Origin of the sequence: Melioribacter sp. Ez-97 (assembly GCF_051488665.1) — a bacterium.
GTDB lineage: Bacteria > Bacteroidota > Ignavibacteria > Ignavibacteriales > Melioribacteraceae > Melioribacter.
Window position 1 is genome coordinate 333,510 of sequence record NZ_JBPSEG010000003.1, and the last position, 16,859, is coordinate 350,368.

General features: G+C 44.3%; 12 protein-coding genes. 8 read left to right on the forward strand and 4 right to left on the reverse strand.

Annotated features, from left to right (window positions below):
* Positions 1 to 5 precede the first annotated feature (5 nt).
* Positions 6 to 479: an aminoacyl-tRNA deacylase gene (locus ACSSWA_RS06070; RefSeq protein ID WP_437355664.1), complete on the forward strand. Its 474-nt coding sequence runs from the start codon at positions 6 to 8 to the stop codon at positions 477 to 479.
* A 70-nt stretch (positions 480 to 549) separates the two neighbouring features.
* Complete coding sequence (locus ACSSWA_RS06075) at positions 550 to 2,268, forward strand: SulP family inorganic anion transporter (protein WP_437355665.1); 1,719 nt, start codon at positions 550 to 552, stop codon at positions 2,266 to 2,268.
* A gap of 164 nt (positions 2,269 to 2,432) precedes the next feature.
* Here the strand turns inward: ACSSWA_RS06075 and lpdA are convergent, their stop codons facing one another.
* From lpdA to ACSSWA_RS06095, 4 genes are all read right to left on the reverse strand, one after another.
* Positions 2,433 to 3,851, reverse strand: coding sequence for a dihydrolipoyl dehydrogenase (gene lpdA / locus ACSSWA_RS06080; RefSeq protein ID WP_437355666.1), 1,419 nt, complete (start codon positions 3,849 to 3,851; stop codon positions 2,433 to 2,435).
* A gap of 37 nt (positions 3,852 to 3,888) precedes the next feature.
* The gene (locus ACSSWA_RS06085; RefSeq protein ID WP_437355667.1) at positions 3,889 to 5,511 is read right to left on the reverse strand and encodes a dihydrolipoyllysine-residue acetyltransferase; all 1,623 of its coding nucleotides are present in this window, start codon (positions 5,509 to 5,511) and stop codon (positions 3,889 to 3,891) included.
* A gap of 32 nt (positions 5,512 to 5,543) precedes the next feature.
* Entirely contained in the window at positions 5,544 to 8,222 is a 2,679-nt protein-coding gene (aceE, locus tag ACSSWA_RS06090; protein ID WP_437355668.1) for a pyruvate dehydrogenase (acetyl-transferring), homodimeric type, read from the reverse strand.
* Between the two features lie 123 nt (positions 8,223 to 8,345).
* Positions 8,346 to 9,230: a cation diffusion facilitator family transporter gene (locus ACSSWA_RS06095; protein ID WP_437355669.1), complete on the reverse strand. Its 885-nt coding sequence runs from the start codon at positions 9,228 to 9,230 to the stop codon at positions 8,346 to 8,348.
* A gap of 929 nt (positions 9,231 to 10,159) precedes the next feature.
* On the opposite strand from ACSSWA_RS06095, the gene ACSSWA_RS06100 reads away from it, so the two are divergent.
* Genes ACSSWA_RS06100 through ACSSWA_RS06125 form a run of 6 tightly spaced genes read left to right on the forward strand, consistent with a single transcriptional unit; the run spans position 10,160 to position 16,855 of the window.
* Entirely contained in the window at positions 10,160 to 10,384 is a 225-nt protein-coding gene (locus ACSSWA_RS06100) for a DUF2061 domain-containing protein (RefSeq protein WP_437355670.1), read from the forward strand.
* 9 nt (positions 10,385 to 10,393) lie between these two features.
* Complete coding sequence (locus ACSSWA_RS06105; RefSeq protein WP_437355671.1) at positions 10,394 to 11,104, forward strand: phosphoadenylyl-sulfate reductase; 711 nt, start codon at positions 10,394 to 10,396, stop codon at positions 11,102 to 11,104.
* 2 nt (positions 11,105 to 11,106) lie between these two features.
* Positions 11,107 to 11,988, forward strand: coding sequence for a sulfate adenylyltransferase subunit CysD (gene cysD, locus ACSSWA_RS06110; RefSeq protein WP_437355672.1), 882 nt, complete (start codon positions 11,107 to 11,109; stop codon positions 11,986 to 11,988).
* 29 nt (positions 11,989 to 12,017) lie between these two features.
* Entirely contained in the window at positions 12,018 to 13,391 is a 1,374-nt protein-coding gene (locus ACSSWA_RS06115) for a sulfate adenylyltransferase subunit 1 (RefSeq protein ID WP_437355673.1), read from the forward strand.
* A complete protein-coding gene (gene cobA / locus ACSSWA_RS06120) occupies positions 13,384 to 14,673 on the forward strand; it encodes a uroporphyrinogen-III C-methyltransferase (protein ID WP_437355674.1) in 1,290 nt (429 codons plus the stop codon). The genes ACSSWA_RS06115 and cobA overlap by 8 nt, the downstream gene beginning before the upstream one ends.
* Positions 14,674 to 14,686: 13 nt before the next feature.
* Positions 14,687 to 16,855 carry a nitrite/sulfite reductase gene (locus ACSSWA_RS06125; RefSeq protein WP_437355675.1) on the forward strand — a complete coding sequence of 723 codons (2,169 nt, stop codon included), beginning with the start codon at positions 14,687 to 14,689 and terminating at the stop codon, positions 16,853 to 16,855.
* The last annotated feature ends 4 nt before the right edge of the window (positions 16,856 to 16,859 follow it).

Here is a 16,859-nt window from a genome sequence, read left to right on the forward strand (position 1 = left end):
TGGTTATGCCTTCTAAAAAACTAAAGGAATTCCTGGACAAGAACAACGTTAAGTATGTAGCGATCAAACACTCCCTGGCGTTCACGGCTCAGGAGATAGCGGCTTCCGCTCATATCAAAGGGAAGAATCTTGCAAAGGCTGTGCTCGTTAAAATCGACGGCAAAATGATAATGGTCGTTCTGCCGGCTTCTTACAAAATTAATTTTGATCAACTGCGCGAAGCCTTCGGAAATGAAAATGTAAGATTGGCAAACGAGCAGGAATTTATGGATAAGTTTCCGGAGTGCGAAGTCGGAGCCATGCCGCCTTTCGGAAATTTGTACGGACTCGACGTCTACGTAGACGAGTCGCTTGCCGAAGACGAAGAAATTGCCTTCAATGCAGGAACGCATACGGAACTGATTCAGATGGCGTATGCCGACTTCGTAAGGCTCGTGCAGCCGAAAAAGATGAAATTTTCATTTCTGTCGAAAGTCTAAAAAAAATTTACTTGCTAATTCGCTTGCGACTGATTACGTTTACGCCCAATTTTTTTAATTGGTGCGTAAGATGGATATATTCAGACCCAAACTCGTAACAACGCGGAAAGATTACAATAAAGAGCAATTTATTGCCGATCTTACTGCGGGCATTATTGTCGGAATAGTTGCGCTGCCGCTTGCTATTGCATTTGGAATTGCCAGCGGCGTGACTCCGGAAAAAGGAATAATCACGGCAATTATAGCCGGATTCATAATTTCTGCCTTCGGCGGAAGCAGGGTTCAAATCGGGGGACCTACCGGAGCTTTTATAATTATTGTTTATAATATAATTCAGGAATACGGTTCCGCAGGACTTACCATCGCCACAATAATGGCGGGCTGCATTCTTATAATTATGGGAATAGCGCGATTCGGCTCTTTAATAAAATTTATTCCTTATCCGGTTGTAGTCGGATTTACAAGCGGAATTGCTTTACTAATATTTTCCACTCAAATAAAGGATTTCTTCGGGCTCAACATAAACGAAATGCCTTCGGAATTTCACGAGAAGTGGATAGTTTATTTTAAATCTATCGGCACAATAAACTTTTACGTTCTGGGTATTTCAATAATATCATTGTTGATAATGATTTTTTGGCCTAAAGTGACGCATAAAATTCCGGGCTCGCTAATAGCCATAATCGTATCCACGTTATTGGTTTCCATTTTTAATCTTCCGGTAGAAACCATAGGCAGCAGATTCGGAGAAATCTCCTCCAACTTGCCTTCGCCGACATTCCATAAGATTAATCTCGAAACAATTCAAAATCTTATTGCGCCTGCAACTACCATTGCGCTGCTGGCAGCTATAGAATCGCTCCTATCGGCCGTAGTCGCAGACGGCATGATCGGCGGCAAACATCGCAGCAATATGGAATTGATCGCTCAGGGCTTGGCAAACATTGCATCTCCTATTTTCGGAGGCATTCCGGCAACCGGAGCAATTGCCAGAACAGCCACAAATATTAAGAACGGAGGGCGAACGCCCGTAGCGGGTATTATTCACGCCGTTACTCTTCTCTTAATCATGTTATTCTTCGGCAAATACGCGCGCCTTATTCCGATGGCTACTCTAGCTGCAATTCTTATAATAGTTTCCTACAATATGAGCGAATGGCATTCGTTCAAATCGCTGTTAAAGAGCCCCAAAAGCGACGTTGTGGTTCTTCTTACTACTTTCTTCTTAACCGTGATTTTCGATTTAACGATAGCAATCGAAATAGGAATGGTGCTCGCCGTTCTGCTCTTTATGAAAAGAATGGCCGAAGTTACCAACGTCAATATTATTACCAGAGAATTGGAAGACAGCGACGAAATTCCCGACCCGAATTCAATCGACAAGAAACAGATTCCCGAAGACGTTGAAGTATTTGAAATCAACGGACCTTTCTTCTTCGGCGCAGCCAAGAAGTTTAAGGAACAGATCTCGATTGTAGAGAAGCCGCCAAAAGTAAGAATAATAAGAATGAGAAACGTTCCGGCAGTCGACGCCACAGGCTTGCAAACGCTCAGAGAATTTTACTACGACGCTCAAAAAAACGGAATCCATTTGATTTTGTCGGGCGTTCATACCCAGCCGCTTTATGCTATGACTCAGGCGGGATTGTTCGATTTATACGGCGAGGAAAATATCTACGGCAATATCGACGACGCATTGGACAGAGCGCGCGAAATTTTGGGACTCCCAAAACTCGGCCGACCTAAAGACTTTATACCGACCGTAAAAAGAGAAATGAATTCCAAATAGTTTTAATCGAATTGACGTTATCAATGCCCCTTAAACTTCGGAATTGATAAAAAAAGCAGCCTGCTTATTCGGCAGGCTGCTTTTATTATTCAAAATATTTTGAATCATCAATCACGATCTATTATCATCCACCAGTCCCTAATCCCTAGAATCTAATCCCTACTCTACTTCCTCTTGGGGCGATACATGTCAGTCGCTCTTCCGTAATAGAGTTCGGCGGCAAACATCATCGTTTCGGATAATGTCGGGTGCGGATGAATAGTCAGTTCGAGGTCGTTTGCGTTTGCGCCCATTTCGATCGCAAGAGTGCCTTCGGCAATTAAGTCGCCCGCGCCGACTCCGACAATGCCGACGCCGATAATTCTTTCCGTCTCGGGATCAATTATCAATTTCGTCATGCCGTCGTTTCTGTCGAGAGTTGTGGCTCTTCCGCTTGCGCCCCAGGGGAATTTAGCCACTTCGTATTTAATTCCTTTTTCTCGAGCTTCGGTTTCCGTTATGCCCGCCCATGCCAATTCGGGATCGGTAAAGACAACAGCCGGAATTGCATTCGGCTCGAAGGCAACTCGTTTTCCCATTATGGCTTCAACGGCTACTTTTCCTTCAGCCGCGGCTTTATGAGCCAGCATCGGATTACCGACTATATCGCCGATTGCGTAAATTTTATCGTCGTCCGTTTTCATAGTTCTGTCGACAATTACAAATCCTTTTTCATTCACTTTTACGGATGTGTTTTCGAGTCCCAATCCTTTCGTTACCGGTTTACGTCCAACCGAAACGAGCGCTTTGTCGAAAGTCTGAACCGGGTTATCGACTTTATCGCCTTCTAATTTTACCTCAATTCCCTTTTTGGTTTCTTTAAGCTCGACTACTTTTGTATTGACGTAGATGTTTTCGAACTTTGATTTCAATCTTCTTTCCAGCACTGCAACCATATCGCGGTCGGCTCCGGGCAATAGACCCGGCATCATTTCAACTACGGTAACTTTGCTGCCAAGAGAAGCATAAACGGTGCTCAGTTCCAGACCGATATAACCTCCTCCTATAACCAATAATCTTTTCGGCACATCTTTCAGTTCGAGCGCTGCCGTCGAATCCATCACCTTGTCAGAACCGATAGAAAACGCCGGAACGGTTGCGGGAACCGATCCTGTTGCCAGTATCGCTTTTTCGTAAATCACTTCTTCGGTTGAGCCGTCCGCTTTTTCAACCAGCAGAGTCGAAGAATTAACAAACGACGCTTTACCCTGAATATAATTTACTTTTCTTTGTTTTGATAACTGACCGAGTCCGCCGGTTAATTTACCTACGACCCCGTCTTTGAATTCTCTCAATTTGTCGATATCAATTTTGGGCTTGCCGAAATCAATTCCCCACTTCCCGGCTTCTTCGGCTTCGTTCAAAAGTTTAGCGACGTGAAGAAGAGCTTTCGAAGGGATGCAGCCTCTGTAAAGGCATACGCCTCCGGGATTTTTTTCCATATCGATCAAAGTTACTTCCATGCCGAGGTCGGCAGCCAGAAAAGCTGCGGCATAACCGCCGGGACCGGCGCCAATAACGGCTAATTGAGTTTTTGTAGACATTTAACTTCCGATTTTATTTAAAAATTATTTTTATATATCAACCTTCAAGCGTCAATAAAAACGGATTTTCGAGAGCTTCTACGATCCAACGCAAAAATCGAATACCGTCGGCTCCGTCGATAATTCTGTGGTCGTACGACAGCGAAAGCGGCATCATTAATCTTGGTTCGAACTTGCCGTCTATATATACCGGCTCGTAAGAAGACCTCGAAACTCCGAGAATTGCGACTTCCGGGGAATTAACTATCGGAGTAAAATAAGTGCCGCCGATTCCGCCGAGATTCGAGATTGTAAAATTTCCTCCCTGCATATCTTCGAGAGTTAATTTTTTGTCGCGCGCTTTTTTGGAAATTTCGGCAAGTTCTATCGAGATTTCAAGAATGTTCTTTTTGTCGGCGTCTTTTATAACCGGCACGAGCAAGCCTTTGTCGGTGTCGACGGCGACTCCGATATTAAAATATTTCTTATAGACGATTTCGCTTTTCTGCATATCGACGCTGGCGTTGAACTGAGGAAATACTTTTAAAGCCGACGCCGCAACTTTAATCAGAATAGCAGTAATTGTAAGCTTGCCTCCCGCGGCTTCCACTTTCTTCGAATATTCTTTTCTTACTTTTTCAAGATTCGTAATATCCGCTTTGTCGAATTGCGTTACATGCGGAATTGTCGACCATGCGTACGATAAATGTTCTGCTGTCTTTCTGCGGACGTTGTTCATTTGAACGCGTTCGACCTCGCCCCATTTGGAAAAATCAGGCAAAGGCTCCTGAACGAGTCCCGGCGCGGATATTTGACCGGACTGCAATTTCTTGTTCAAATTTTTTGCAAACGCTTTTACGTCCTCTATTGTAATCCTGCCGCTTTTACCGGAGCCTACCACCTGATGAATATCGATCCCGATTTCTCGGGCAAATCTTCTAACGGACGGAGCCGCAGGCACAATATTCTTGACAATATCGCGTGGTATATCGATAACCTGAGGCATATGAGTATGTTCTTTTACAGGCTGCTGCGGTTGTTCTACCGTCTTTTCCGCTTTAGCGGCGGGCTTTGATTCCGGCGCAGCTTCTTTGGCAGAGGGTTTCGAAGTTGTTTCTATCAGAAATACCGTCTGTCCTACTTTGACGGTATCGCCGTCTTTGACTTTCACTTCTTTAACTGTGCCGGCGTATTCCGAAGGCACTTCGACGGTTGCTTTGTCCGTTTCTATTTCCATTAGTATCTGGTCGGCTTTAATTTCATCGCCGGGTTTGACGAGCACTTTTGCAATCTGCGCCGATTCGATATTTTCTCCGAGAACGGGCACTCTGAATTCCACAACGCTGCTTTCGGATTTATTTGCGGACGCTGTAGCTTCAGCCGGCTGCGCCTCTTCCCGTTTCTCCACGGACTGTTCAGGCTTTTTATTCGTTTCCGCCGTTTCGCTTTGTTCGACTGTAATCACCGGCTGACCCACTTCGGCTTTATCGCCTTCTTTGACGTGCACTTTCTTTACAATTCCTGCGACTTCCGAGGGCACTTCAACCGTAGCCTTATCCGTTTCGATTTCCAGAATCACCTGATCGACTTCTACGCGGTCGCCTTCTTTAACGAGTACTTTTACTACGTCTGCCGTATTTATATTTTCACCTAAATGAGGCAACTTAAAATCTACTGTCATATCAAAAACCGAATTTATTTAATAAATAGTTTTTACGATTTAGCAGGATTTGGTTTTTCCGGATTAATACCGAGGTCTTTTTGAGCCTTTTTAACCAAATCGAGTTTAACTTTCTTTTCTTTGTAGAGCGAATAGAGAGTCGCATAAACGATATGCTTGGCGTCTACTTCGAAGAAATCGCGCAACGATGCTCTGCTTTCGCTTCTTCCGAATCCGTAAGTGCCGAGCGAATGGAGCTGTCCGGGCAGCCATTTTGCCAGAGCGTCTTTAATAATCTGGACATAATCCGAAGCCGCAACGAATACGCCCGACTCGCCTTTAGTAACTTCCGAGATATAAGGCGTTTTCGGTTTTTTGTCGGGATGGAACATATTCCATCTTTCGGTTTCCTGAGCGTCGAGATGAAGATTTTTATAACTTGTAACGCTCCAGATGTCGGTGGAAACTTTATAATTTTTTTCGAGTATATCGGCTGCTTTAATTGCTTCGTTAAGTATCGTTCCGCTTCCCAGCAAATGAGCCTTTAATTTTTGGTCTTTCATTTTGGAGGAACGGAATTTATACATTCCCTTGAGAATTCCCTCTTTAACTCCCTTAGGCATCGGAGGCTGGGGATAGTTCTCATTCATGATTGTAATGTAGTAGAAAACGTCCTCGCGTTTTTCGTACATTCTGTAAATGCCGTCGCGTATAATAACGGCGAGCTCGTAAGCGAACGCCGGATCGTAAGCGACGAGGTTCGGAACGGGATATGCAAGCAGATGACTTTGTCCGTCCTGATGCTGTAAGCCTTCGCCTGCAAGCGTTGTTCTTCCGGCTGTGGCTCCCAGCAAAAATCCTTTGCAACGCATATCGCCCGCAGCCCATATCAAATCGCCGACGCGCTGCAGTCCGAACATCGAATAGAATGAAAAGAACGGAATTGTATTAATACCGTGAACGGCGTATGCCGTGCCAGCCGCAATAAACGAGGACATAGCGCCGGCTTCGGTTATTCCTTCTTCGAGTATTTGTCCGTCCTTTGCTTCTTTATAATAGAGCAAACTGTCGCTGTCGACCGGTTCGTACAATTGTCCTACATGCGAATAAATGCCCACCTGACGGAACAAAGCTTCCATTCCGAAAGTGCGGGCTTCGTCGGGAACTATCGGGACGATAAGATGACCGATTTCTTTGTCTTTCAACAGCTTGGCAAGTATTCTCACATAAACCATCGTAGTCGAAACTTCTCTGTCGTCTGTGCCTTTATAGAATTCTTCGAACAATTCTTCCGGCGGAGTTTTAATCGGCTGCGATTTAATAACGCGTTTCGGCACATAACCGCCGAGCGCTTTTCTTCTTTCTTTCAGATAACGAATTTCAGGCGAGTCTTCCGGAGGACGATAGAAGGGCGCTTTCGAAACTTCGTCGTCGCTTATCGGAATCGAAAAACGCGTTCTGAATTCTCTCAATTCTTCTTCGTTTAGTTTTTTCTGCTGGTGTGTAATATTCTTGCCTTCGCCAGCTTCGCCGAGTCCGTATCCTTTAACCGTTTTGGCAAGAATCACTGTAGGAGCGTCTTTGTGTTCGACAGCCGCTTTATAAGCCGCATAGACTTTTTCCGGGTCGTGACCGCCGCGTTTCATCTTCTCCAATTGCTCGTCGGTATAATGTTCGACAAGCTTGAGAAGTTCGGGGTACTTTCCGAAGAAATGTTCCCGAACGTATTTACCGCCCCTGGTAACGTAGTTTTGCGATTCGCCGTCGATAGTTTCGTTCATTCGTTTTACAAGCAGTCCTGTTTTATCCTGTTCGAGCAACGGATCCCAATCGCTGCCCCAAATAACTTTAATCACATTCCATCCTGCTCCTCTGAAAACCGCTTCGAGTTCCTGAACAATATTGCCGTTTCCCCGGACGGGACCGTCGAGTCGTTGCAAGTTGCAATTAATTACAAAAATAAGGTTGTCCAGTTTTTCTCGGGCGGCAAGAGAAATGGCTCCCAGGGTTTCCGGTTCGTCCGTTTCGCCGTCGCCGATAAAAGCCCAAACTTTTTGGTCGCTCGGTTTTTTGAGACCTCTGTCTTCGAGATATCTAAGAAAGCGCGCCTGATAAATTGCCTGAATCGGTCCTAATCCCATTGATACAGTTGGGAATTCCCAGAAGTCGGGCATCAACCAGGGATGCGGGTAAGAAGAGAGACCGCCTCCGGGTTTTAATTCCCTTCTGAAATTTTCGAGTTGTTCGACCGTCAATCTTCCTTCGAGGAAAGCGCGTGCATAAATTCCCGGCGCCGCATGTCCCTGATAATAAACAATATCGCCGTCGTGATTGCCGTCTTTTCCTCTGAAAAAATGATTAAACCCGATTTCATACAAAGTTGCCGCCGACGCGAAAGTGGAGATGTGTCCTCCGATTCCGTTTTCTTCTTTATTGGCGCGCACAACCATTGCCATTGCATTCCATCTAACAAGACTTTTAATGCGTCGTTCGATTTCGCGTCCGCCCGGAAAAGGAGGCTCTTTTTCTTTCGGTATTGTGTTGATGTGAGGGGTATTGGCGGTAAATGGAATTTCCACTCCTTTTTGATGCGCATATGTATCGAGATTGTGTAGAAGTTCCTTAACTTTTTCCGGACCGCCGGTTTGCAATACATACTCGAGAGATTCGAGCCATTCTTGAAGTTCTATCTCGTCGAGTTCGGATAAATTTTTATTGTTATTGTCGCTCATAATTAATCCCGTTTGTTCGATGTTCTAAATAATAGCTAAACTCTTATTTTATTAGACAAATTTAATAATTATCGGTCAACTAAACTAATTAATCTATAACGTATAACTAAATAAGTAAGTTCCTCAGTCGGTATGACCTTCCGGCTCTGCATGAACCATAACGGTAATATTTTTAATTTCTTCCGTAATTGCTTTTTCAACTCTGTGCGAAATTTCGTGCGCTTCTTTGATACTCAGTTGGCTTTTTACATGAATATTAATGTCGACAAACTTGTAGGGACCGGACTCTCTAATTTTAATGTCGTGCGATTCTATGACGTCGGGCAGCCGATTGACGATATTATAAATTTTTTCGTAGAGTCCTTCGGGCGCCCTGTCGATCAAAGCGTCGAAGGATCGTTTGCCCAGACGATAGCTCACGCCCAATACGATAATCGCCACAGCGAGTCCGGCAATTGCGTCGGCATAAAAGAAGTCAAAAGACGCGCCGATTAGACCGATCAGCACGACCGACGAACTCCAGATATCGGTGGAAAAATGGAGAGCGTCGGCTTCGAGCGCCTGACTGTTATGTTTAACAGCGGCATTTTTCAACGCCCTCGAGCGCGATACGTCGACAATTATTGAAGTTATAATCACAATAAAAGCCCATACGTTGACTTCGATTTCGACTTCGTTCGTTATCAGACGCCGTATTGCTTCGTAAATTATCCAAAAGCTCGTAATGAACAATAGCAGCGTTTCGATTAAAGCGGAATAATTTTCTATTTTACCGTGTCCGTAGTGATGTTGATCGTCGGCGGGTTTGTCCGAAATATTAACGGCCAGATACGTAATTCCGGCGGCAATCAAATCGAGAGCCGAATGAAGCGCTTCGGAAATAATTCCGAGGCTGCCCGTTACAACGCCCACGATTATTTTAAACGTTGTAATCAGCAAGGCGGCAATTACGGACAAAAGCGCCACGCTCTTTTTTTCTTTAACCGCTTCCGTTTTAGTTTCGCCCACGGATTAGCCTGTTTCTAAATACGGCGTTATGTATTGTTCAAAAAAAGATTTCATCGGTTCTTCTATATAAATAATTTTTATGTAATATTGAAATTTTCCCTGCGTGAGACTGAATAAAAAACAACCGAATTTTATGTCACCCGTCCCGGGTTTTTCATCTGCTTGAATGACGCCTCGCTATAGTAATGTCAACCCTCCGGGTTTATGTTTCGTTCGGAATTAATGAATTGTAATAACGAAAAAAATATTTTCGAACAACGAAATTACGACGCGAACAAATCCCGAAGGGATGAAATTATTGTAACACATCAAAACCAGCCATAACCCAACCCCGGAGGGGGTGGCATCATTGTAATTCATACAACCCGAACGCATCTGCAAACCCCGGAGGGGTGGCATCATTGTAATTCATACAACCCGAATGCAGAAGCAAACCCCGAAGGGGTGAAATAATTTTAACAAAACATCACTGCCATAAACAGTGACATATCAAAAAATGTCAACAAAAAACAATCAACTCTTGACACAATGTCCTTTTATCCTTACATTCGCATCATAAAAATGAGAACAAAAGAAATGTCTTACTCCGCAGGAAATATAATTTGTTGTAACAATTGTATGATGCGCCAGGTTACTTCGAGGCGGAGGGACTGATATAAATTATCCGTAAATAAAATTTTTTATACAAAGCCCTTCGCATACGAAGGGCTTTTTTATTTAACACAAACAATGGAGAAAAAAATGAGAACCGATATTTTATACCGGCAGAAGAAAAAGAATCCGTCATTAAAGAACCGTTTGTTCGTCAGCCTCTCCATGCCCTCCCTTATGCGCGCCTGCGCTTGTTGTTGTTAATCGCCCCAATAATAATCCAACTGTAAAATATTAATCCATAACTGCGGAATTAATCCGTATAACCGGAGTAGTCTATGTATGAAAAACCGTACAGGAGTATACTTAAATCCGTTTCGTGGCGCGTTACAGGAACTATCGATACGACGCTAATCTCTTACCTGATTACAGGCAGTATCGAAACCGCGGCGTCAATTGGCATAATCGAAATTTTCACGAAAATGCTTCTCTACTTTCTGCACGAAAGACTATGGAATAAAATTAATATCGGGAAAAAATCGGAACCGGAATATCACATTTAGGAGAAATAAATGACAGTCAAAGAGAAACTATCCGAAAGTTTGAAAAACCTGGACGCATTTTCTGTATTAGAGAAAATAATCGGCATCTACGGAAATCGCGCCGTCTTTTCTACAAGCTTCAGCATTGAAGACCAGGTTATAACCGACATGCTTGTAAAAATTACCAGCCCGCCCAATATATTTACGCTCGACACGGGCAGACTTCACGAAGCAACGTACAAAACTATCGAACTTACGCGCGAGCATTACAAAATAAATATTAAAATTTTCTTTCCCGACTTTCACAAAGTAGAAGAGATGACCGGCAAACACGGAGTCAACCTTTTTTACAAAAGCGTGGAACTCCGAAAATATTGCTGCAAAGTAAGAAAACTGGAGCCCCTCGAAAGAGCGCTCAAAGAAGCCGAAATCTGGATTACCGGTTTGAGAAGAGAACAGTCGGTTACACGCAGCGACATCGAATTGATCGAATACGATAATCTTCACGGAATCATAAAAGTCAATCCGCTCTACAATTGGAGCGAAGCCGAAGTATGGGATTACATCCGGAGGCATAACGTTCCGTACAATAGTCTTTATGAAAAAGGATACGCCAGTATCGGCTGCGAACCTTGCACGCGAGCCATTCATCCCGGCGAAGACGTGCGGGCCGGAAGATGGTGGTGGGAACATCCCGAAACGAAAGAATGCGGTTTACACTTAAAACAAGAGGAGAATTAATAATGGACTATCTCGACAAGCTGGAAGCTCAAAGCATTTATATCTTCAGGGAAGCTTATCGCGAGTTTAAAAATCTCGCAATGCTCTGGTCGATCGGAAAAGACAGCACTGTTTTGCTTCATCTTGCCAGGAAAGCGTTTTTCGGTCATATACCTTTTCCGCTCGTTCATATCGACACTTCTTTTAAGATTCCCGAAATGATCGAGTACAGAACCCGACTGGCGAGGGAGCTCGGATTCAATCTTATCGTCGGGCAGAATTCGGAAGCGTTAAAAAATAAAAGAACCTTTCCCGACGGAAATACCGACAGAATTACCTGCTGCCAATTGTTAAAAACCGAAGCGCTCAGAAATACATTGTCCGGCAAATGGAAACGACTGAAGTTAGACCACACAACGGGAGCTTTTGTAGAAGACGAAAACGAAGAGGCTTATACAGGCGTTATCGTGGGCGTTCGTTCCGACGAAGAAGGGAGCCGTTCGAAAGAGCGGTATTTTTCTCCGCGTGATAAAAACAGCGACTGGGAAATTGGCGACCAACCGCCTGAATTCTGGAATCAGTTCAAAACCGAATTTGCGCCCGGCACGCACGTGAGAATTCATCCTTTGCTCGACTGGACGGAGCTAAATATATGGGAATATATCGCGAGAGAAAACATACCTGTGGTTCCGCTTTATTTGGATAACGGTTCGGGTATGCGTTACCGTTCGCTCGGCTGTTATCCTTGCACTAAGCCCGTCGAATCGAGCGCGAAGAACGTCGGCGAAATTATCGAAGAATTACGATCGGGCAAATTCGCAAAAATAGCCGAGCGCGCCGGTCGAGAACAGGACAAGGACGGCGGCGGCACTCTCGAAGAATTGAGACGCGCCGGTTATATGTAATAATTCCGTACAAGAATAAAAGGGAAATTATGAAAGAAAGAATGAATATCGTTTTTGTGGGTCACGTAGACCATGGCAAAAGCACTTTAATAGGACGGCTGCTTGCCGATACAAATTCCCTGCCCGAAGGAAAGCTCGAGCAGGTTAAACGAAAATGCCTGCTCAATTCAAAGCCGTTCGAATACGCTTTTTTGCTCGACGCTCTGAAAGACGAGCAATCCCAGGGAATTACGATCGATACGGCGCGGGTTTTCTTCAAAACCGAAAAGCGCGAATATATAATTATCGACGCCCCGGGTCATATCGAATTTCTAAAAAATATGGTCAGCGGCGCGGCAAGAGCGGAAGCCGCAATTCTTTTGATCGACGCGCGCGAAGGCATTGCCGAAAATTCGAAACGGCACGCGTACATGCTGTCGCTTCTCGGCATCAGTCAGATTGTAGTAGCCGTCAACAAAATGGACCTTGTCGGTTACAAACAGGAAGTATTCGAAGAAATTAAAAATAATTACTCGGATTTTCTTTCGGATATAGGCATCAATCCCGTCGCATATGTGCCCGTGTCGGCGCGCGATGGAATTAATTTAACGGCGCATTCCAAATTTACTCCCTGGTACGAAGGAAAGACTATTGTCGAGTTGATCGACAATTTTCAGAGCTCTAAGGAAGATTCCGAAAATCACTTCCGCATGTTTGTGCAGGACGTTTATAAATTTACGGAAAAGAACGATAACAGAAGAATAATAGCCGGCACGATCAATTCAGGCAAAATAGAACGCGGCGACGAAATAATCTTTCTCCCTTCAGGCAAGACGAGTTCCATAAAATCGATAGAAATATTCGGCAAAGACGACGTTACAAGCGCGGAAGCCGGAATGGCTGTCGGTTTTACCATTACCTCAGAACTTTATATTAAAAGCGGCGAATTAATTTGCAAAAAAGGCGAAAAGCTTCCGCACGTCGGAAACCGCTTCCGGGCAAATGTTTTCTGGATGGGTAAGAACGAATTGCTCGCCGGCAAAAAATATAAAATTAAACTGGGCTCTTATAAGTCGGAGTTTTTCATCGAAAGAATCGAAACCTCGTTAGACGCTTCTTCGCTGAAAATAAACGAAAATCCGGCTAGCGTTCGCCGTCATGAAGTGGCGCGCGTAGTTATAAACACTCTGAAACCGGCGGCTTTCGATTTGAACGAAGAAATCAAAGATACGGGGCGATTTGTTATAGTCGAAGAATACGATATAGCCGGCGGCGGCATTATTACCGAAGCTCTCGCATCCGCAGCCGAATCAAAGCCCGATTACTCGCAATTCGAGACAGAGCTCTATCATCTTATTAAAAAATATTTTCCTCATTGGGAAATTAACATTAACAAACAACACGAAAGGGGCGTCCATGTATAACATAAATTCTTTACCGGTGCTACTGCGCAATCCGCGCATATTGATAATTGGAGGGGGTAAAGTAGCATTGCAAAAAATCAGCGTGCTTCTTCAAAACAATATCGATTTTTATTCGATTGCCGAAAATTACTGCGCAGAACTGGAGCGTTTGAAATTCAAACGCCGCATAAAAACCTTTGCCAAAGAAGATGCTGACGGTTTCAACATCATTATCGACGCTACGGGAAACAAGGAGGTCAATCAGCTTCTTAAAGAATTGAAAGAAGAACGTTTTTTCCTGCTTAATACGGTCGACGTTCCCGAAGAGTGCGACTTTTATTTTTCTTCACTTTTACTCTACAAAAACCTGAAAATTGCTATTTCGAGCGACGGAGCAAGTCCTACATTGACTCAGATAGTCCGGGATAAAATCAAAAATTATTTACCCGCCAGACTCGAAAAATTAGCGGAAAAAAAATTAAACGAGCGAAACCGGGGCATCGTCGATATTGATTCGACAAAAACAGAAGCTGAACGGCTCTTCGGCAAAGTATTTATTGTAGGCTGCGGCATCGGCGGCGTCGAGTTACTTACCGTTAAAGCTTATCATATTTTAAAAGAAGAAATAGACGTTGCGGTTTACGACAATCTCGTCTCCGAGGAAATACTTTCCATACTGCCGGAAAGAGTCGAAAAAATATACGCCGGCAAATCGAAAGGATCGCATTCGATGACTCAGGACGAGATAAATGATTTGCTCGTAAAATTAGCCGCCGAAGGGAAACGCGTGGGACGACTCAAAAACGGAGACCCGTTCATATTCGGGCGCGGCAGCGAAGAAGCTCTCCATCTGATTAACAATAATATCGACGTCGAAATAATACCCGGCATATCGTCTGCTACCGCCGCTCCGCTGTTAGCCGGAATACCGCCGACGGCGCGCAATTTTTCTTCCTCGGTTTCTATTGTAACCGGTCATCTCAAAGGCGGTAAATTCGATTATTCATGGATCGATTTACTGAAGAGGAAAAATCATACGACAATCGTTTTAATGGGAGTTACTTACGCAGATAAAATTGCAGCGCAGGCAAGAAAAATGAAAATCGACGATTACACTCCCGTGGCGATTATTTCCAATGCGGGACGCGTCAATCAAAAAGTCGAAACCGGAACAGTCTCGGAATTGGAAAAACTTGCTGCAAGAGCAGAGCAGCCGTCCCTGATTGTCTTCGGAGAAGTAGTAAATCTATCCCGCATATTGCCGCGCTTTTCCGTTAACGAATTTGTCAATCAACAATTTTGAAAGGAGAATAACAATGAGAGAAATATTGGATAAAATAGACATAAACCGCGGCTACGATATCTACAAAGAAATCGAAGAGTACGAAACCGTTATACGAAATTTTCTCGATAAAAAAATTCATCCGGAAAGATTCAAAAGCTACCGTTTAGTTTACGGCACATACGGAGTCCGGCATCACGAAGAAGGAACGCATATGCAGAGGATTAAAATTCCCGGAGGGTTTATTCTTTCCGAGCAAATGAAAGCAATAGCGGAACTGACGCGCGATTACGCCGCTTCGGGTCACGCTCATATTACCACGCGGCAGGATATTCAACTTCATTACATATCTCTCGAAAACATACCGTCATTGCTCAGACGGTTGGCGGACGTCGGAATTACTACGCGCGAGGCGTGCGGAAACAGCATTCGCAACATTACCGCTTCTTATCTGAGCGGAATAAACCCAAACGAAACATTCGATATCGTGCCATACTCTCTCTATTGCACGCGCTATTTTTTGCGCCATCCTCTCTCTTCGACTCTGCCGCGTAAATTCAAGATCTCCTTTTCCGAGAGCGAAGAAGATTTTGCATACGCGCGAATGCACGATATCGGAGCAATTGCCCGGATCGAAAACGGCAGAAGGGGATTCAAAGTATATGCCGGCGGCGGACTCGGCGCCGTTCCGATTACAGCCGCTTTACTTACCGAATTTATTAACGAATCCGACTTTTTCCTTTTGGTCGAAGCGGTTTTAAGAGTTTTTCACAAACACGGGAAACCCGAAAGAGAAAACCGCAATAAAGCCCGAATGAAATTTTTCATCTCGCGTATCGGCTTCGATAACTTCAAGAAAATGGCGTTCGACGAACTAAAACTGCTCAAAAACATCAGGAATATCGACGAAGACCTCAAAAGATATATAGAAATCTTTCCGCTGCCTGCGCCTACAAAAAACGGAAGAGAAGACGGTCTTACGAATGACAAAAGAATATCGGAGCGCGCCATCAAAGAATTCAATGAATTGCAGGACCGGGACTATTGGAATATTTTCCGGGAAGGACTAATAGGACAGCGGCAGAAAGGTTATACGGCACTTTTAATTAAACCCGAATTAGGAAATCTTGAACCAGAAAAATTGAATATTTTGGCGGATTTTTCGGATAAATACGGAGGCGGTTACGCCATACTCACTCCGACTCAAAATATTTTAATACCGTGGATTAATAACGATTTAATTTATGACGCTTATAATTTCCTTGCGGAAAGATCGTTTTTCAAACAAGTTTCCGGTACGACCCGCGATATAGTCTCTTGCCCGGGAGCATTTTCGTGCCGGCTTGCAGTAACCCATCCGTATAATCTTGCCCGTGATATCGGTCTTAACAACGAAGAATTAGGCGGTTTGCGAATTCATATTTCCGGCTGTCCAAATTCATGCGGTCAGCATCACATTGGCGATATCGGGCTTTACGGCGCTTCTATTAAAAGCGGCGGCGGAATAGCGCCGCACTACGTCGTCCTGCTCGGCGGCAACATTCGCATCGGAAAAATCGGTAAGGTTATCGGAAAAATACCCGCACGCCACGCTCACAATTTTATTGCACGAACCGTCGAGCTCTGGAACAAAGAAAAAAACGGGAATGAACAATTCCACGAGTTTGTCGACAGACTGGGTTTCGATCCGTTCAGAAAAATACTGGCGGAATTAGCGGCGTCGAAAAATCCTTCCGGCGATTTATATAAAGAACCCGGCTTCGACGAAGACTTTAAAATGGAAGCGGAAAGCAGAGGCGAATGCGCCGGCAGCCTTCTCGATTTAATGGCTGTAAATCTATTCGACTCGATTCGCAATATATACGAAGCCGAAGACGACCTTAAAAACGGCGACGCTAACATTGCGCGCGAGAAATGCCTGGAGGCAATCTTACTTTCTTCAAAAATGTTTGTTTATCTCGACGGCATTGAGCCGGAAAACGAAGAAGAAATTTTGAGCGAATTTACAGACAGAATAGCTCCGCGCAACTGGCTATGCGGCGAATGGAGCGATCTCAAGACAAAATACTTCAAGTGGAAAAACAACCCTGATTCCGGCATCGACGAACTCTTGAGCTATTCGAAAAAATTCGTCTACGATTGCGACAAATCTTTCGTTCGGCTTCAGCCGAATCTAAAAATTCAACAGTGCGCTAAAAATTAAGGAG